Source organism: Aeromonas sp. FDAARGOS 1402, assembly GCF_019046925.1.
Taxonomy (GTDB): domain Bacteria; phylum Pseudomonadota; class Gammaproteobacteria; order Enterobacterales; family Aeromonadaceae; genus Aeromonas; species Aeromonas caviae.
This window is the reverse complement of record NZ_CP077201.1, coordinates 1997234-2013501: the sequence shown is the minus strand read 5'-3', so window position 1 is coordinate 2013501 and position 16268 is coordinate 1997234. Positions and strand designations below refer to the sequence as shown.

Annotated in this window: 16 protein-coding genes; 7 read left to right on the top strand and 9 right to left on the bottom strand. The window is 60.9% G+C overall.

What is annotated here, in order from left to right:
• Nucleotides 1–38 precede the first annotated feature (38 nt).
• Complete coding sequence (locus I6L32_RS09635; protein WP_109111748.1) at nucleotides 39–1532, bottom strand: histidine-type phosphatase; 1494 nt, start codon at nucleotides 1530–1532, stop codon at nucleotides 39–41.
• A gap of 382 nt (nucleotides 1533–1914) precedes the next feature.
• Here I6L32_RS09635 and I6L32_RS09630 point away from each other — a divergent pair, with 382 nt between their 5' ends.
• Complete coding sequence (locus I6L32_RS09630; protein WP_039039727.1) at nucleotides 1915–2247, top strand: hypothetical protein; 333 nt, start codon at nucleotides 1915–1917, stop codon at nucleotides 2245–2247.
• A 114-nt stretch (nucleotides 2248–2361) separates the two neighbouring features.
• Here the strand turns inward: I6L32_RS09630 and I6L32_RS09625 are convergent, their stop codons facing one another.
• The 3 genes from I6L32_RS09625 to I6L32_RS09615 all read right to left on the bottom strand — a co-directional run bounded on the left by I6L32_RS09625 (nucleotide 2362) and on the right by I6L32_RS09615 (nucleotide 5348).
• The gene (locus I6L32_RS09625; protein ID WP_029314835.1) at nucleotides 2362–2961 is read right to left on the bottom strand and encodes a Yip1 family protein; all 600 of its coding nucleotides are present in this window, start codon (nucleotides 2959–2961) and stop codon (nucleotides 2362–2364) included.
• Nucleotides 2962–3198: 237 nt separating this feature from the next.
• Complete coding sequence (locus tag I6L32_RS09620; protein WP_010675794.1) at nucleotides 3199–4542, bottom strand: potassium channel family protein; 1344 nt, start codon at nucleotides 4540–4542, stop codon at nucleotides 3199–3201.
• 224 nt (nucleotides 4543–4766) lie between these two features.
• The gene (locus I6L32_RS09615; protein WP_010672811.1) at nucleotides 4767–5348 is read right to left on the bottom strand and encodes a YjaG family protein; all 582 of its coding nucleotides are present in this window, start codon (nucleotides 5346–5348) and stop codon (nucleotides 4767–4769) included.
• Between the two features lie 161 nt (nucleotides 5349–5509).
• Between I6L32_RS09615 and I6L32_RS09610 the strand changes: the two genes are divergently transcribed.
• Nucleotides 5510–6454 carry a D-2-hydroxyacid dehydrogenase gene (locus tag I6L32_RS09610; RefSeq protein ID WP_043152907.1) on the top strand — a complete coding sequence of 315 codons (945 nt, stop codon included), beginning with the start codon at nucleotides 5510–5512 and terminating at the stop codon, nucleotides 6452–6454.
• A gap of 63 nt (nucleotides 6455–6517) precedes the next feature.
• On the opposite strand, the gene mepM is transcribed toward I6L32_RS09610, so the two are convergent.
• Nucleotides 6518–7855, bottom strand: a complete 1338-nt coding sequence (gene mepM / locus I6L32_RS09605; protein ID WP_041212320.1) for a murein DD-endopeptidase MepM — start codon at nucleotides 7853–7855, stop codon at nucleotides 6518–6520.
• Between the two features lie 270 nt (nucleotides 7856–8125).
• Here mepM and I6L32_RS09600 point away from each other — a divergent pair, with 270 nt between their 5' ends.
• Both I6L32_RS09600 and I6L32_RS09595 read left to right on the top strand, forming a co-directional pair.
• On the top strand, nucleotides 8126–9424 hold the full coding sequence (locus I6L32_RS09600) for a LapD/MoxY N-terminal periplasmic domain-containing protein (RefSeq protein ID WP_216945006.1): 1299 nt from the start codon (nucleotides 8126–8128) through the stop codon (nucleotides 9422–9424).
• Entirely contained in the window at nucleotides 9421–10362 is a 942-nt protein-coding gene (locus tag I6L32_RS09595; RefSeq protein WP_042014953.1) for a TAXI family TRAP transporter solute-binding subunit, read from the top strand. The genes I6L32_RS09600 and I6L32_RS09595 overlap by 4 nt, the downstream gene beginning before the upstream one ends.
• Here I6L32_RS09595 and I6L32_RS09590 read toward each other — a convergent pair.
• Both I6L32_RS09590 and znuA read right to left on the bottom strand, forming a co-directional pair.
• Nucleotides 10357–11031: a transglutaminase-like cysteine peptidase gene (locus I6L32_RS09590; RefSeq protein WP_041212317.1), complete on the bottom strand. Its 675-nt coding sequence runs from the start codon at nucleotides 11029–11031 to the stop codon at nucleotides 10357–10359. The genes I6L32_RS09595 and I6L32_RS09590 overlap by 6 nt on opposite strands.
• A 76-nt stretch (nucleotides 11032–11107) precedes the next feature.
• Nucleotides 11108–12046: a zinc ABC transporter substrate-binding protein ZnuA gene (gene znuA / locus I6L32_RS09585; protein ID WP_043152916.1), complete on the bottom strand. Its 939-nt coding sequence runs from the start codon at nucleotides 12044–12046 to the stop codon at nucleotides 11108–11110.
• A 94-nt stretch (nucleotides 12047–12140) separates the two neighbouring features.
• Here znuA and znuC point away from each other — a divergent pair, with 94 nt between their 5' ends.
• A complete protein-coding gene (gene znuC, locus I6L32_RS09580; protein WP_043152919.1) occupies nucleotides 12141–12905 on the top strand; it encodes a zinc ABC transporter ATP-binding protein ZnuC in 765 nt (254 codons plus the stop codon).
• Between the two features lie 9 nt (nucleotides 12906–12914).
• Complete coding sequence (gene znuB, locus I6L32_RS09575) at nucleotides 12915–13694, top strand: zinc ABC transporter permease subunit ZnuB (protein ID WP_010672803.1); 780 nt, start codon at nucleotides 12915–12917, stop codon at nucleotides 13692–13694.
• A 104-nt stretch (nucleotides 13695–13798) separates the two neighbouring features.
• Here znuB and I6L32_RS09570 read toward each other — a convergent pair whose 3' ends face one another.
• A complete protein-coding gene (locus I6L32_RS09570; protein ID WP_042014956.1) occupies nucleotides 13799–14716 on the bottom strand; it encodes a LysR substrate-binding domain-containing protein in 918 nt (305 codons plus the stop codon).
• Nucleotides 14717–14807: 91 nt separating this feature from the next.
• On the opposite strand from I6L32_RS09570, the gene I6L32_RS09565 reads away from it, so the two are divergent.
• Nucleotides 14808–15665: a DMT family transporter gene (locus tag I6L32_RS09565; protein ID WP_216945005.1), complete on the top strand. Its 858-nt coding sequence runs from the start codon at nucleotides 14808–14810 to the stop codon at nucleotides 15663–15665.
• Here I6L32_RS09565 and I6L32_RS09560 read toward each other — a convergent pair.
• A complete protein-coding gene (locus I6L32_RS09560; RefSeq protein WP_041214394.1) occupies nucleotides 15662–16252 on the bottom strand; it encodes a uracil-DNA glycosylase family protein in 591 nt (196 codons plus the stop codon). The two genes, I6L32_RS09565 and I6L32_RS09560, sit on opposite strands and share 4 nt — an antisense overlap.
• Between the last annotated feature and the right edge of the window lie 16 nt (nucleotides 16253–16268).

The window sequence follows — 16268 nt, the reverse complement described above, 5'->3', positions numbered from 1 at the left end:
GGCCGGCGATGACCGGCCCCGGGGATGGCACGAGAGCGTCAGGACGAGTAGTCGTAACAGCGTTTGAGCTCGCCGAAGTCATAGAAGAAGCTGCCCACCGCAATGGGGGCGCAACCTGCCTTGAAGGCGAGCTCCTTCTCGTTGTAAAGCATCTTCACCAGCACCCGGCCGGCCTCGTTGCGGTAGACATCCCACTGGATGTTGGCCGCATAGGGAGAGACCCAGCCGCCACGCCATTCGTTGTTTTCCTGGCTCATCAGCACGCCGGGCTGGGCGCTCTGGCGGCTCCCTTCCAGCTTCATCAGGGCCGCCAGCGGGATCAGGGTCTCCGCATGTGCAAAGCGCAGCTTGGCGACATGCTCACCCGCCTCTTCCACCACCTGGGTCTGAACCTCGTTGAAGAGGCCGTCAAGCAGGGGCTGGGCCACGGCGTAGGTGGCGCTCTGGCTGGCAACACTCGGCCCCTTCTCGTAGAAGTCCTCGGCATCGGAAAGGTAGGAGAACCAGGCAGACTCCTCTGGAGTGATGAACTGCTCGAGATCCCAGGACCCGCCTTGTGCCTGCGCCTCCCGGATCATCCCCGGGCCGATGATGAAGAGGTTGTAGAGCATGAGGGCGGCGTCCACCTCGTCGCGCACATGGGTCTTGCCGCCGTCTTCCGGATTCACCGCCACGTAATCCACCCCGGCGGCCAGCTCGTCGACGAAGGCCTTGCTGTAGAGACGCTCGAGCATCTCGCGGGCCATCACCCGGGTCCTGGGCAGGGCCTTGAGCGCATCGAGGGCCTCGGTCAGCTCGGGAGCGGGAGCCACCCCGTTGTCTTCGTCCCCGACAAAGGCCTGATAGGCCTGGAAGGTGGGCAGATACCGGGTGTACTCCCCCTGCGGCTCGGTCTTGTGGAAGTAGAGCTCGAACTTGTTGCGCAGCCCCTTGTCGATCTCGGAAGGGTTCTCCTGGCTTACGTAACAGTCGGGGCTGTCGGTCACCAGAGAGACCCGTTTGGCCAGGCTCTGCATGAAGAAGTAGGCGCTTTCGTTGGCGCGATCCTTGCCCGATGTCTCGACCTTGAGGCAGAGGGGAGTCGATTCAGTGGCCAGCAGGGTGGGCAGCCGTTCGGCGAGCCGGGTCGCCAGGTTGGCGTGCTCCTCCTTGCCGAGCGCACTCAGCAGGCCATAGCCGAGGGTCTGGTTGGCGGCCGTGACGGCGTCCACCTTGGCGCCGAGCAGTTGGCCCAGCTCGGTCAAGGCACCCTGTCTCGCGGCCTCCTCCCACACCAGCTTGGTCAGCACATCGTATTTGGGGCTGGACAGCGAGCGGGAGCCATGGCGTGCCACCAGTTCGGTGAAGACGGGACTAAAGCCTTCAGGGGCAACCTCATAGCTGTTCATTGCCTGACGGGCGGCATAGACCGCCTTGGTGCTGTATTGATAGTCGCCGACGGCAGGCGAGGAGGAGTCGTTGCCCGAATTGCAGCCGCTCAGCAGGGTGGCCGCCACGCAGGCGGCAAGGGAAGAGACGCGAAACATAGTCATCCTTGAACCAGTGTGAAAATGAAGCCGCACAGTACGCACCGGATGTGACAATCTGGTGTCAGGTCTGGGACATGCACCTCTCTCCGGAAGGGTGACTCCCCTCCAACCCGTCTATGTCCCCCCACAAAACATCATTCATATTTTTTGAACGTGTAGGCCAGTTTATCTCGCTAACAATGACCGGGTGAGGCGCTTAATATTCACGCATCGCTTAGGCAGGAGCGCCAAGCCGCAAAACAATTGGTCGTTCATGGCAGTCCCCCATACACATAGGTGACAAACATCCGTGACAAAACAACACACCATTTGAATGACCTCTTGCAAGGATGCATTGATGCAGGCCTGTCAGGCCTTGCCAATGACATAAAAACCAAGAGAGTGAATGAACATGAAAAACGTGATCAAGATGCTGGCCGTTGCAGGCCTGATGAGCGCCGGTGTTGCCCAGGCTTCCGTCCCCGCCGACTTCAACGCCACCCCGGGTGTGCTGTTCGTGAACTGGCATGCCAGCGCCGCCATGGCCGGCAAGGCCAACCCCATGCTGGAGGTGCGCGATGAATCCGGTGATCTGGTGGCCTCCGTCCACGCCAACCTGATGGGTACCCAGCAGGTACAGATCCCGAGCCGCGCCCAGGGCAACCTGACCGTCAGCCTCGGCGATCAGAGCAGCGATTACCGCATCCCGTTCGGCATCGGCAGCGGCAATCCCCGCTGATCAACGCAGACGACTTCCCTCCCGGGTCTGGCAAAGACACGCCGACCAGGCGAGAGATCAACGACAAGGGCGCCATCAAGGCGCCCTTGTCGTCGTTGCCGTCGGCATACACGGCTACTGGGTGAAGACGGGACCGAAGCCGGATCCCCACAGGATGGCCGTGGCAGCCAGCACGCAGACCAGCAGCACCAAGCCGACCGTCACCACTGAGCTGGCGTAGATGAATCCCTGCTCCTTGGTGATGTGCATCAGGATGGGCACGCCGATATAGAGCAGGTAGACGGAATAGGTCAGCCCGACCAAACCGATGAGCATCACGAACCAGAGATGCGGGAAGAAAGCGGAGAAGCCCACCATGAAGAGTGGCGTGGAGGTGTAGGCCGCCAGCTCCAGCGAGGTCGTGTAGCTGGGATCCGAGCCGAAGGTATGCCCCATCCAGTGCACCAGATAGGAGAGTGCCAGCACGCCGATGATAAGGGTCACGTACATGGCGACCGACAGCTTGAATGCGCTGTTGGCGGTCAGGGTGATGGGATCGCCGACCCCGATGCTCCAGCCGATGTGAACGGCGGAATAGTAGGCGCAGATGGGAGGGATAAGGGCCACGAGCAGGATGTGAGTCAGACTGTTTCTGAAGCTGTCGTGCCGCTCGTCTATGGTATGCCATTCGGTGTGGGGATGGGCATACAATCCCCATAAGTGATTCAATATCATAGCGTTATTCCTTCTCTACATCGGTGGTTGGCGGATCGATACCGGGCTTTCTCCTCTGATTGCGTCATGTCCGGGCGCTGGTGGCGCCATCGCTTGCCATGGCATGCGATGACTTTAAATAAAGTCGCTCCACCGCCGCTGCGTCAAGCGAGGTCGCCGGGCCAGCCGGGAGGGATGGGAAGACAGCAGGAGGGCACCGGAGGCGGGCACTGATGGCACCCGCCGTCGGCGCTCCCGTCAATACTGCTTGGTTTTCGAGGCAAAACCCGCGAGGAAGAGACCGGTCAGGAACATGCCGCAGAAGGCTTCGATGGCCGACAGCAGTTGCAGCGGCGAGGAGGTCTGGGAGATGTCCCCATAACCCAGGGTCACGAAGGTGACGATGCTGAAATAAAGGGAGCGTCCCAGATGGCCGTGGGTTGCAGACTCCGGTGCGAGGAAATAGGTCAGGGTCGCCAGCAGGATCACCCCCATCGACATCAGCAGGCTTCTGATGGGACGCTCCCCAAACCCCCAGGTGATGAAGCTGATGAACTTGCCCGCGCACTTGAGATAGCACAGCAGGGAGAGCCAGCACTTCGTCATCGGACCGCTGCGCAACCAGCGCTCCCGGAACAGCTCCCGCGGGCTCGCCAGGGACTTCATCTCGTGCAGCTTCTCCTTGTAGTAGCACTCGCCGGCATCGACGGTGTCACCCACGCTGGAGAAGAGGCGCTTGGCATTGCGATAGAGTTTGCTCGCCTCGTTGTGGTCGATCCGCCCATTGTCGTTGTAGACCACCTCCACCTTGTCCAGGTTGGTGTGCTCCATGGTGGCATCGAAGTTCTTGGCGCTGACGCTGAAGTTTTTCAGCACCGCCCGGGAGGAGTGGAAGCGGATCTCCTCGCACTCTATGGTGAAGTCCTGAAAGACCCCGTCCTCCAGCGCCAGCTCCCGCTTCTTGGCCCAGGCCCTATGGTCCCACAGCAGGGAGTCGAACAGATCGAGCCCGATCACCCCGCCATTGACCCTGACCCCCTTGGCCGAGCAGTGCCACAGATAAACCTTGGAGTTGTTGACGGCCCCATCGAGAGAGAGCTCGTCGAGACAGGTGAAATCGAGCAACCGGCCGGAGATGATGGGGCTTTTGAGGGCAACACCGCCGATGTTGAGCAGACGATGCTTGCCCAGCACCTGGGCCTCCCCCTTGTTGTTCTCCGAGACCGAGAGCAGGCTTTGCACCCGTTTCACCTCGTCATTGCCATGTTTTCCCGCCAGCCACATGCTGTAAGGCTCGAAACGGGTCTCCGAGCGGATGAGGCCGCTCTTGCGCAGGGATTCCAGTGCACTCGAGGCGCTCTCATACAGGCGGACCTTGTCGTCGCTCATGTAGACACAAAGGCTCAGCACGCAGCGGGAGCTGATGAAGCGGGCGATGCCGATCTGGAAGATCACACTTTTTTCTATCTTCTGCTCCGCCATCCAGTCGTCGAAATGGGGCAGCGACGCCACCAGCAGCGCCCAGATACGGGGATAATCGTTCTCACGCCGCCACTCGTTGAATTGCTCGGGGGAAAGCTGCCAAAGCTCTGTTGCATTCATAGATGACCTCAGTAATGGAGATGTTCTCGTCGGTGATTCTCTGTCAAGTGCAACCAATAGAAGCGAGCTTACAACAGCAACGAATGGCCCCTAAGAATCAGGAGAAAAAAGTTAACCATTTGAAAAAAATGCATAAATGCTTTCTCACACACCAAAAAATGAACGCTCAGAGATAAAAAAAACTCCCGACCGGGAGCTTTTTCTATGGGCAGTACGCGATGGCGTTACGCCTCCAGGCTGATGCCGATGTTGGAGACGCCGTCCTGGGCCGCGAAGGCGCGGATGGCAAGGATGCGGTCGCTGTCCCGTTCATGGGCCACCCGTTTGAGCAGTTCGACCTGGAACTCCAGCTCCGCCTCCATGTACTCGTGCTCATAGAGCTCATCATCGCTGAGATCCCGCTCTTCCAGCATCTCGATGAAGCCGGCGACCGTGCCGACAGACGCATGGCTGGCGTCGTTGGCCTCTTCCCCCACCCGGCAGATCACCGAGTTATAGGCACAACCCAGCGCCACGCAGGCGTCCAGTGCCGGATAGGCGCCGTAGGATTCAAACTTGCGGGGATCGGGAATGTAGACTTCAAACGCTTCCAGAATGGCACCAAGATTGACGCGGGATCCCTTGACCGTCAGGTAGTTCCACATCTGATCCAGCGCGTGACGGAATGCCCTCGCATCCCCGAAACCGGAAGCCTGGGTAAAGAGCACATAGTTGGGGTACATGCGCTCTGCCAGCGCCAGGGTATAGACGGTTTGCTGCCAGGGCTGCAGCTCGGCCAGTCGCTTATAAAACTTGTCACCAAACACTGGAGTCGGATCCTTTGCAAAATGTGGGGCAGATTGTAGCCCACGAGGGCCCCGTCTAAAAATGAAAAAGCGCCCTGCTCGACTATCTTGCCCGATCAACTGGGGTAAGATGGAGACAGCATCCCTCTCGCCTTGCCATAAACACGATAAGGAACAAGAGTATGAGCCAACGTACCCTGCTGCTGTTGAGTCAGGACAACAGCCACTATGAACGCCTGCTCAAGGCGGCCCATCTTCCCCATCTGCACATTCTTCGGGCCGACAATCAGGCCGAGGCCGAACAGCTTATCGGTGACGCTCATATCCTGATGGCCGAGCCTGCCCGGGCCAAGCCGCTGCTGGCCAAGGCCGGCAAGCTCAGCTGGCTCCAGTCCACTTATGCCGGGGTCGACGTGCTGCTGGACGCCAGTTGCCGCCGCGACTACCTGCTCACCAATGTCCGCGGCATCTTCGGCCCCTTGATGAGCGAGTATGTGTTCGGCCATCTGCTCAGCCTGACCCGCCAGTTGCCACTCTATCGCGAGCAGCAGCAGCAGGGCGTCTGGCAGAGCCATCCCTATCAGGGCTTGAAGGGAAAGACGCTGCTGCTGCTCGGTACCGGCAGCATAGGGCAGCATATCGCCCACACCGGAAAGCATTTTGGCATGAGGGTGCTCGGCATCAGCCACAGTGGCCGTGAGCGTGCCGGGTTCGATCAGGTGTACCAGTTGCCGGCTCTCAACAAGATGCTGGCCCAGGCCGATGTCATCGTCAGCGTGCTGCCCGCCACCCGCGAGACTCGCCACCTCTTCACCGCCGAACGCTTCGGCCACTGCAAACCGGGCGCCATCTTCTTCAACGTCGGTAGAGGCAATGCCGTCCATGAGGGGGATCTGCTGGCGGCACTGCAAGCCGGCAAGCCCGCCATGGCGGTGCTCGATGTGTTCGAGCAGGAACCCCTGCCCGCTGACAGCCCGCTCTGGCACCAACCCAATCTCATCGTGACGCCCCACAACAGCGCCTACAGCTTCCCGGAAGATGTGGCCCAGATCTTCATCCGCAACTACATCCGCTTCATCGATGGTCAGCAGCTGGACGGCAGGATCGACTTTGACAAGGGTTATTGAAGCCGTTCTGCAATGAAAAGGCCCCGCCAGTTGGCGGGGCCTTTTTCGTCAGGAGGGAGCCGTTCAGCCCGCCTCCATCTCTTTGCGGTAGCTCTTCACCTTGGCGAGGAACTGACGCTTGTCCTTGCCGGAGAGCGGCTCCGCCATCGGCAGCTTGATCTTCATGGGATCCACCGGGCGGTTGTTGATGCGTACTTCGTAGTGCAGGTGAGCACCGGTGGAGCGGCCCGTGTTGCCGGAGAGGGCAATCTTGTCACCCATCTTCACCTTCTGGCCCGGCTTGACCAGCAGCTTGCTCAGGTGCAGATAACGGGTCATCAGGGTACGGCCGTGCTTGATCACGACATAGGTGCCTGCCAGCGGGTGGCTGGTTGCCTTGAGGACCACACCGTCACCGGTCGCCATGATGGGCGTGCCTACCGGCAAGGCAAAGTCGGTTCCCTCATGGGGCCGGACCTGCCCGGTAATGGGATGACGGCGATTCGGGTTGAAACTGGAGCTGACCCGGTAACGGCTGTGAGTCGGATAACGGCGGAAGCCGCGCTCCAGGCTGTTTGCCTGACCGTCATAATAGTTGCCATCTTCCGACAACCAGGCTGACACGGCCTTGCCCTGGCTGAACACCTCGACCCCCAGCAACTGGGTATTGCCCGTACTCTTGCCGTCGACCGTCTCCTGACGGACCAGCACCTTGAACTTGTCACCCTTTTTCAAATCCTTGGCGAAGTTGAGGCGCCACTGGAACAGGTTGGCAATCTTCTGGATATGGTTGGCCGGGATACCGGCATTGCGGGCGCTGACGTAGAAGCTGCCGTTGATGACACCGTCATAGCTCTTCTGCTGCCACTCTACCTCTTCATTGAGCATGTTGGCGCTATAGGTGTCGTCGGTACGCTCCAGCACCAGGGTCTGCTTGATGTTCAGGCGGATCTTCAACTGCTGCAGAATGTTGTCCTGATCGATCAGCAACTCGATGGTCTGACCGGGTTTGAGACGCGCCAGGTTGTTCTTGGCATCCGCATCCAGCACCTTGTAGAGGGTGGTGGTGGACAGCCCCAGGTTGTTGAAGATGGTGGTCAGGTTCTCGCCGTTGCGAACCCGGTAATCTTGCCATTGAGGCGTGGCATCGGCCGGGATGTCGTCTTCGGGAGCGGCTGACTCGACCAGCTCGTGATCCGGAATGTCGTTGAAGTCGGTGTTGTCTTCGTTGGTTGCGGTGCCCGTGGTGGCGATCGGCAACTCCAGACGCAGTGGCCGCTCCAGGATGTCACCGGGAGCTGGCAATACGGCTACCGCTGACAGCGTCATGGCCGTGAGCAATAGCATGGCATAGAAATGCTTGCGGGGAACCGGGGGTTCCCAATTGGCAGCCTGGGCTACCAAGGGACGGAGACGTTTCATCCGCTATCCTGTTATTAGATCTAAGGGTGGTGGTTGTGGGTCTGTTTTTATGAGTTTTTATTATGAAAACCGAATATCTGGCTTTTAGACCTAAATACTTACAAAAAGTTCATAGCTCCATGCACGAAACTCACATTTTATGCATAACCTTCCAGCATGGGCAGAAATGATCGTCATTTTCAGCCATTTTTTTCTATTTTTAAGAACCAAGTCCGGTTGTGGTGCTCTCCGGCCCAGAAAATGTTGCAAAAACATCTCCATGGAGTGGGTATGTCATTGGCAAAATTGTTAAATGTAATCATCCTAATCCTCTTCACCATCGGCGCCGCGCTGCTGCTCGTGCTGGAGATCACCACGGTACGACAGTCTATTCTCGACCAGATGTCGGCCAACCTTGAAACCGCCATCACCGCACTGGGGCTGGTGCTGCAGGGCACTCTGCTCAACGATGACAAGGTCCTTGCCGAGACCATAGTGAACGCCATGTTCGACGGAGGCTTCGTCAACTCCGTCGTTCTGCTGGATCCGGATGGCCAGGTGCTGTTCCAGAAGGTGTTCCACACCGCACAGCAAAATGTTCCAGGCTGGCTCCCCTCAGTTATCGACATGCCACCGGTCAAGATTGAGCAGGAGTTGACCGACGGCTGGCGCATTCTCGGTACCCTCACGCTCGAGGGACACAAGGGTTACGCCTACCAGCATCTGTGGAACGCCATCAGTCGTACCGGACTTGCGCTGCTCGCCGGCCTGCTGGTGTTCAGCCTGGTAATCACCTGGGTGTGCCGCCTGCTGCGCCCCCTCGAACAGATCAGTCTGCAACTGGCCCGAATCCGCAAACGCCAGTTCAGCGGCAACCTGCCAACCCCGTGGCTTCGCGAATTGCAGGAAGTCGTTGTCTCCATCAACCAGCTGGTCTCTGAACGCAAGCGGGACCTGCTGCAACAGCGGCTCAAGATCACCCAGCTTGGCAAGCACGACGCTCTCCCGACCCACCAGAAGCTCGTTGGGCTGGTCGACACCGATGGCAACACCTATCAGCAGCATTTCTTCTCCACTCAGGGGAGTATCAGGCTCTACAGCCGCCTGCTACCCAAGCACCCCCCCACCACGGACAGTTCGCCGGATGAAATTCGGGGGCTGCTCAACGACTGGCTGACTCAGAAGGCGGAAGGGCTCCAGCTGCCTCTCAGCCTGCTCGGCCACCCAGACTGGGCGCAGTTTGCCCCCGTGCTGACCAGCGCTCGTGGTAAGACGCTGGACTGGCGCTGGGATCTGGCGATCTTCCCCCCCCTGGCCGAGGAACGACTGACCGCACTCCAGTCCCAGGGGATTGAGCTGGCATTCAGCAACATCCCGATGAACAACGACAATCTGGCCAGGCTCGACCCCATCAGACCTGTCTTCATCAGTTGCCAGCTCACCCAGTCCCCCCTTTATTGGAACCTGCTCTCCCAATGCCTCCATGCTTCCGGCTACACCTTGCTGGCGGAAGCCGGCGACGTAAGCGATGTGGACATGCTGCGCAGTTGGGGCATCGATGGTTATGCCACTCAGGAGAATGCATCATGAGGATCCCGCTGCTGCTGCTCGCCCTGCTGTGGCAACCGACCCTGCACGCGACCACCATGACCATAGGCACAGGGGGGGAGCAAGGCATCTATTATCAGGTCATCAAGGAGTTCTGCAGACTGGCCAAAAAAAGTGACCCCACGATGCCCTGCAAACTACAGGCCAGCTCCGGGTCCATCGAAAATCTCCGCCAGCTGAAAACGGGAGAGGTACCCTATGCGCTCGTCCAGTCCGACTGGCTCTATCAGGCCAGCCAGGGCACCGGGCCTTTCGCTGCCCAGCCACAACCCGAGCTGAGGGCGCTCTTTGCCACCCACGCCGAACCTTTCACCATAGTGGTGCGAGCCGATGGGGATATCACCACCCTGGAGCAGCTCAAGCTGGCCCCCATCGACATGGGCCTGAAGAGTTCAGGGACTCGTCAAACGGCATTGGCCCTGTTCAATGTTCTGGGCGCAAAGGAGCAAGATCTCGATTTGAAGAGCGTCGCCAATCTCTCCGAAGCGTTGTGCAATAAACAGATCGATGCCTATGGCCTTGTCATGGGTCATCCCAACCGCATCGTGCTGGACACCGCCAAGCGCTGCGCCGTGCGCTTCCTGGCGATCGAGGGGCCCGTAAGGGACCAGCTGCTCAAGGGGGTCAGGTATTATCAGCGCAGCCAGGTGCCGGCACGCATCTACCCGGGCAACCTCAAGGCAACCCCCACCTTCGCCATCGCCGCCACCCTGGTGACCAATGCCGCCACTCCCGATGACGAGGTCTATCGGCTGACCCGGGCCATGCTGAGTCAGCAAACCAGTTTCAACGAACAGACCTATGGCTATGCGAACCTGTTTCACAAGGCGCGCAACAAAATAGGCCCGGTGCTGAGTGTCGAACAGCATCCGGGCGCGGGAAAATATTTCGAGGAGTTGAAGGCGGCGGGCAAGTTATAGCTGGCGACGGGGGGAGCGCAAATGCTCGCTGGAGAAGCGGCTCTGCATCGAGGTCCACTGGGCCAGGCGATCGGCACTCCCCGCCAGGGTTCCCTCGCGACGGGATTTCATGATCCAGATGCTTTTGGCATCGAAACTGTAAACCGGCTGCAGATCATTGCGCTTGCTCCCCGGCAGGATGCGGCCATTGATGTTGTCCAGCACCAGGGGATCTGACTTGATGGTCGGGAAGTACAACGTCACCATGTGGAATTGGTTGTAACGAATTGCCTTCACATAGGCCAGCCGCAGCTTCTTCTCGTCGACCCCCAGCTCCATCAGGGTATAGTACTTGGCGATGCTGTAGTCCTCGCAATCCCCTCCTCTCGCCCCGATGAACTCCAGCGGATTGGCCCAATAATCATCATCCCCCCACAGTCTGGGATCCTCGCTGTAGGTCAGGTTGTTGAAGTAGTTGTTCACCAGCTCCAGCTTCTGCTGGTCCGTCGTTCCGGCTCTTGGCGTCAGCAGACGAGAGAAGGCCTCGGACCGCTGGATCGCTCTGGCGCCATAGACCGCCTGCATTTTTGCCCTGAGTTCCGGGCTGGCGATGTGTTCGGAAAGACCGGATGCCTGTATGCCGGATCCCAGCAGGGTCAGCGTGCAGGCAGAGACGAGCAACCATTTCATGACTGACACTCCATATCAGATGCTGGAGGTCAGTATAGTTGGCCGCGCCGCCTCTATCGTCAATGTCGGGCAAGGCCTAGCGGCACTGGGCGAAGGCATCCGCCAACTGCTGCATGAATTGCGGATAACCGTCCGGACCGAGCGGCACCTGCTCGCCGACTTCGTCCAGCAGCAGCACCTTGGCCCCGGTATTACGGGCAACCGACTCGATCACCGCCGGGGAGAACTGCGGCTCGGCGTAGATGCAGCTCGCCTTTTTCTCTTCCAGCGCCTTGCGGATGTCAATCAGCGTCTTGGCTCCCGGGCGACGCTCCGGGCTCACGGTGAAGTGTCCCTTGGAGCTCATGCCGTAGTGACGCTCCCAGTATCCATAGGCTTCGTGGAACACGAAGTAGCCCTTCTGATCCACCGCGTTCATCTGCACGGCGATCACCTTGTCCAGGGCGTCAACCTTGCCCTCGAAGGCCGCGAGATTGGCGGCATAGCGCGCCTGGTTGGCAGGATCCAGCTTGCCCAGTTCGGTCGCGATCGCCTCGGCAATCACCTTGGCCTGGGTTGGACCCAGCCAGATGTGGGGATCCACCCCTTCGTGGTGGTGCCCTTCATGGCCCTCGTCGTGCGAGCCGTGGTCGTGGGCGGCATGGTCATGATCCTTGTCATCATGGTGATGATCGTCATGTTCCCCCTGGGTCGCATAGTTGTACAGCGGCATGCCGGGAACCTGGGTCAGGGTCAATACATGAGGATGCTGGGCCAGGGGTTTGGCCATGAAGCCTTCCAGCTCGGGACCGACCCACACCACCAGATCGGCCTCCTTGATATTGCGCATGTCGGAAGGGCGCAGGGAAAAATCGTGGGGCGACGCACCGGTGGGCAGCAGCACCCCGGGCTCGCTCACACCATCGGTGATCGCCGCCGCGATGAAGCCCAGGGGTTTGATGGTGGTCAGCACCTCGAGGGCACGGACAGGCAGACTCACCGCCATCAGGGCAGTGATCAGAGCAAGAATTCGCATAGAGGTCTCGTCAGGGTGTGTGTGTGTGATAATATAACAAACCAACGTCGCTGTTATATTATAACTCTCACAGGCTGTAAACCCCGGAGCTGTCATGACCCAACTGGTGGAGCTGAAAGAGGTCTGTCTCTCATTTGACGGACGACTCGTGCTCGACAAGGTCTCCTTTACCCTGAACAAAGGCAAAATCACCACCCTGGTCGGCCCCAACGGGGCGGGCAAGAGCACCCTGAGCAAGCTGGTGCTGGGCTTGCTCAGCCCAGATTCGGGGGACATCGTTCGCCGCCGCGATCTGCGGGTCGGCTATGTACCCCAGCGCCTCTATCTGGACCCCACCCTCCCCCTGACGGTGCGCCGCTTCCTGCAACTTGGCAAGAACAGCCGCCTCTCCATCGAGGAGGCGCTCAATCGGGTCGGTGCGCAGGAGCTCTTGGACAACCGGATGCAGAAGCTCTCCGGTGGCGAGATGCAGCGGGTACTGCTGGCCCGCGCCCTGCTGGTCAAACCCGAGCTGCTGGTGCTGGACGAACCGGTGCAAGGGGTAGATATCACGGGCCAGATCGAGCTCTATGCCCTCATCAGCCAGCTGGCCGCCGAGTTCCACTGCGCCGTGCTGATGGTCTCCCACGATCTGCACCTGGTGATGGCCAGCACTCACGAGGTGATCTGCCTCAATCGCCACGTCTGCTGCCACGGCGAGCCGGAGAGCGTGGCCCGCCACCCGGAATTTGCCCGCCTGTTCGGGCGACCGGAGCGGGAGGTGCTGGCGGTCTATACCCACCATCACCACTGCGATGGCGAACACCATCATCATGAACCGCAGGCTCCCGTCATCCGCCTGCCCTCTCGCAACAACTAGGATCTTCACGTGGACAGCTTTCTGTTATACGCCCTCGCGGCCGGACTCGGCATCGCCCTGCTGGCCGGGCCGCTTGGCAGCTTCGTGGTGTGGCGCAAGATGGCCTATTTTGGCGACACCCTCTCCCATGCCTGCCTCTTCGGCATCGCCCTCGGTATCCTGCTGCAGGTGGACCTCACCCTGGCGGTCGTGGTCTGCTGCCTCGCCATGGCAATGCTGCTGGTCATCATGAGCCGCAACCAGCAGGTCGCCACCGACACCCTGCTCGGCATTCTGGCCCACAGCGCCCTGTCGCTGGGTCTGGTCACCCTGAGCTTCATGGACAACGTGCGGGTGGATCTGATGGCCTACCTGTTTGGCGACCTGCTCTCGGTGCAGCCCATGGACCTGCTCTGGATCTACGGCGGCGGCGCCCTGGTGCTGCTCACCCTGTGGCGGCTCTGGGATCCCCTGCTCTCCATGACCATCTCAGAAGAGCTGGCCCGGGTGGAAGGGGTGCGGGTGGATGTGCTGCGCTGCGTGCTGATGTTGCTGATAGGCCTGGTCATCGCCGTGGCCATGAAGTTCGTCGGGGCGCTCATCATCACCTCCTTGCTGATCATTCCCGCCGCCACCGCCCGCCGCTTCAGCCAGACTCCGGAGCAGATGGCCGGCTTTGCCGCCCTGACAGGCTGTCTCGCCGTGCTGGGGGGCCTTGCCCTCTCCTGGTATCAGGACACCCCGGCCGGTCCCTCGGTCGTAGTCTGCGCCACCACCCTCTTTGTACTGAGCCAGTTCAAGCGCACCTGACCTGCTCCTGATGGCCCTGGTCTCGCCAGTGCCATCAGGCCCTCCGAATCAGACTCCTGCGTCGTGGGCTGCGTCGTCCATTCTGCATAGGGCGCCCAGCCCGTTCAGACGCGCCTGAGAGGCTCGTTTTCCCCGGGTCTCAGGCTCGCCTGCGACTCCTGCCACAGCCACTGACGCAACCGGCTGATGGCGGGTTCATGGGCGCGCGAGCGCTTGAAGACGAAATAGAAGTTGTCGCCGGTCTCGAGGGCGTGCAGGGGCAGCCGCACCAGACGCGGATCCTCCGGCTGCAACATGTAGTCATTGATGAGTGCCATTCCCTGGTCCCAGTTCGCTGCCTCCAGCGCGAGCAGGATATGGCTGAAATGGTGCACCCTCGCCTCGGGGGGAATGGTTAGCCCCCCCATTTCGGCCCAGCGCCGCCAATCTTCCCCCTTCTCGCGGTAGATAGCCTGGATGGAGAGCAGCGGCAACTGCCACAGGGTGGCGGGCCACTCCCCTTCCACCTGCTGCCACATCCGGCGACTGCACACCGGCATCAGCCGCTCCCGATAGAGCAGATCGTGCATGTAGCCCGGCCCTTCGGGGGAGACGGTGATGAAACCGTCCGCCACCCTGTCGGAGAGCTCGGGATCTTCCGCCACCATCTCCAGGCTGAGATCCAGCTCGGGATAGAGCTGGCGCAGCCCGGCCAGGCGCGGTATCAGCCACTTCACCGCAAAGGAGCTGTAGACCGCGAGCCGCACCCGCATCTCGCCTCCCCCGCGCAACTGCTCGCTGCTCTGGGCAATCTGGACCAGCCCGGCGGCGATCCCCTCGAAATAGATCTCCCCCTGGGGCGTCAGGGAGAGCAGCCGCCCCTGGCGCAGCAGCAGCCGCTCCCCCAGAAAATCCTCCAGCAGACGGATCTGGTGACTGACCGCACTCTGGCTGACATTGAGTTCCAGAGCGGCGCGGGAAAAACTCAGCAGGCGGGCAACCACCTCGAAATATTGAACGGCGCGCAGGGGGGGCAGCTTCATTATCCAAATTTCTCATGCGTGATGATTTTTTATCATTTTACTGGATAACAGACCGCGGGCTACCCTCCCCTCATCTGAATCTGGAGGTGGTATGAATGCAGTCGGGATAGGCATCCTCTATCTGGTGCTCGGCAACATGGTGGCGGTCTTCTCCGATGCCCTGGTCAAGGTGCTGGAGCCGGACCAGCCCATTTTCCAGTTTGTCTTTTTCCGCCAGCTCTCCGCGGCCCTGCTGCTCGCCCCCTGGCTGCTCTGGTCCTGGCGGCGCAACCCGCCGGTAGCCCTCAAGTGGCACCTGCTGCGGGCCCACATCTGGGCCGTCGGCGTCTGCCTGATGGTGGTCGCCCTCACCCGGCTGCCGCTCGCCACCGCCAACGCCCTCTTCTATGCCGCCCCGCTGCTGATGGTGCCGCTCGCGGTCTGGCTGGCGGGGGAGGCACTCTCGCGCCAGAAGGTGCTGACGGCGCTGCTCGGCTTCGTCGGGGTGCTCATCGTGCTGCGCCCGACCGAGGTAAACTGGGCCGCCCTGGCGGCGCTCGGGGTGGCGCTCTCCCTGGCGGTCAACAACCTGCTGATCAAGCGCATCCCGCTCCAGCAGCCCATCGCCCAGACCCTGTTTTTCACCAATGTGCTGAGCATGCCCTTCATCCTGGCGCTGGCCTGGTGGGAAGGGGGCGAGTGGCAATGGCAGATGTGGTGGCCCGCCTTCGGCTCCTCGGCCCTCATCATGGTCTACGCGGGGCTGTGCGTGATGGCCTACCGCAAGGCGGAGGCGAGCAAAATCGCCTCGGCGGAGTACACCGGGCTGCTGATGGCGGTCGCCATCGGGGTCTGGCTGTTTGACGAACAGCCGGGGCTGCCGCTGCTGCTGGGGTGCCTGTGCATCATACTGCCGCTGGTCGCCATGGCCCGCAGCAAGCCCAAGCACCAGGCCGAGCCGGCGCTCTAGCCTGCCGGGTCAAGCAGGGGGGCGACCCGCTGCTGCAGATGGGGGATCACCCCCTGCTCGAACCAGGGGTTCTTCCTGAGCCAGAGGGTGTTGCGCGGGGACGGGTGCGGCAGCGGCAACCAGGCCGGGCCATAGTCCGCCCAGTGTCGCACCGTCTCGGTGAGCGATCCTTTCGCCGCCGCCCTCAGGTAGTAAGCCTGCGCATACTGGCCGATGAGCAGGGTCAGCTCGATGTTGGGCAGCAGCATCAGTACCTTGTCGTGCCAGGTGGGGGCACATTCCGGGCGCGGCGGCAGATCCCCCGACTTGCCCCTGCCGGGGTAACAGAGCCCCATGGGCATGATGGCGATGCGGGATTCATCGTAAAAGGTGGCCTTGTCCACCCCGAGCCACAAGCGCAGCCGATCGCCGGAGGGATCGTCCCAGGGGATGCCGCTGGCGTGTACCCGGGTGCCGGGGGCCTGGCCGATGATGAGCAGACGGGCGCGCTCGTTGCCGCGGATCACCGGCCTTGGGCCGAGCGGCAGGTGGGCCTCGCACAGGCGGCAGGCCCGGATCTGTTCAAACAGGGGATCGAGTCGGTTCATGGGCCCGATAGTACCA

Coding starts and splice junctions, on each gene's coding strand:
- I6L32_RS09600 (WP_216945006.1), top strand. CDS start 8,126: ATGTCATTGGCAAAATTGTTAAATGTAATCATCCTAATCCTCTTCACC.
- I6L32_RS09560 (WP_041214394.1), bottom strand. CDS start 16,252: ATGAACCGACTCGATCCCCTGTTTGAACAGATCCGGGCCTGCCGCCTG.
- I6L32_RS09625 (WP_029314835.1), bottom strand. CDS start 2,961: ATGATATTGAATCACTTATGGGGATTGTATGCCCATCCCCACACCGAA.
- I6L32_RS09570 (WP_042014956.1), bottom strand. CDS start 14,716: ATGAAGCTGCCCCCCCTGCGCGCCGTTCAATATTTCGAGGTGGTTGCC.
- znuA (WP_043152916.1), bottom strand. CDS start 12,046: ATGCGAATTCTTGCTCTGATCACTGCCCTGATGGCGGTGAGTCTGCCT.
- I6L32_RS09630 (WP_039039727.1), top strand. CDS start 1,915: ATGAACATGAAAAACGTGATCAAGATGCTGGCCGTTGCAGGCCTGATG.
- I6L32_RS09590 (WP_041212317.1), bottom strand. CDS start 11,031: ATGAAATGGTTGCTCGTCTCTGCCTGCACGCTGACCCTGCTGGGATCC.
- I6L32_RS09565 (WP_216945005.1), top strand. CDS start 14,808: ATGAATGCAGTCGGGATAGGCATCCTCTATCTGGTGCTCGGCAACATG.
- I6L32_RS09635 (WP_109111748.1), bottom strand. CDS start 1,532: ATGACTATGTTTCGCGTCTCTTCCCTTGCCGCCTGCGTGGCGGCCACC.
- I6L32_RS09610 (WP_043152907.1), top strand. CDS start 5,510: ATGAGCCAACGTACCCTGCTGCTGTTGAGTCAGGACAACAGCCACTAT.
- znuC (WP_043152919.1), top strand. CDS start 12,141: ATGACCCAACTGGTGGAGCTGAAAGAGGTCTGTCTCTCATTTGACGGA.
- mepM (WP_041212320.1), bottom strand. CDS start 7,855: ATGAAACGTCTCCGTCCCTTGGTAGCCCAGGCTGCCAATTGGGAACCC.
- I6L32_RS09595 (WP_042014953.1), top strand. CDS start 9,421: ATGAGGATCCCGCTGCTGCTGCTCGCCCTGCTGTGGCAACCGACCCTG.
- I6L32_RS09620 (WP_010675794.1), bottom strand. CDS start 4,542: ATGAATGCAACAGAGCTTTGGCAGCTTTCCCCCGAGCAATTCAACGAG.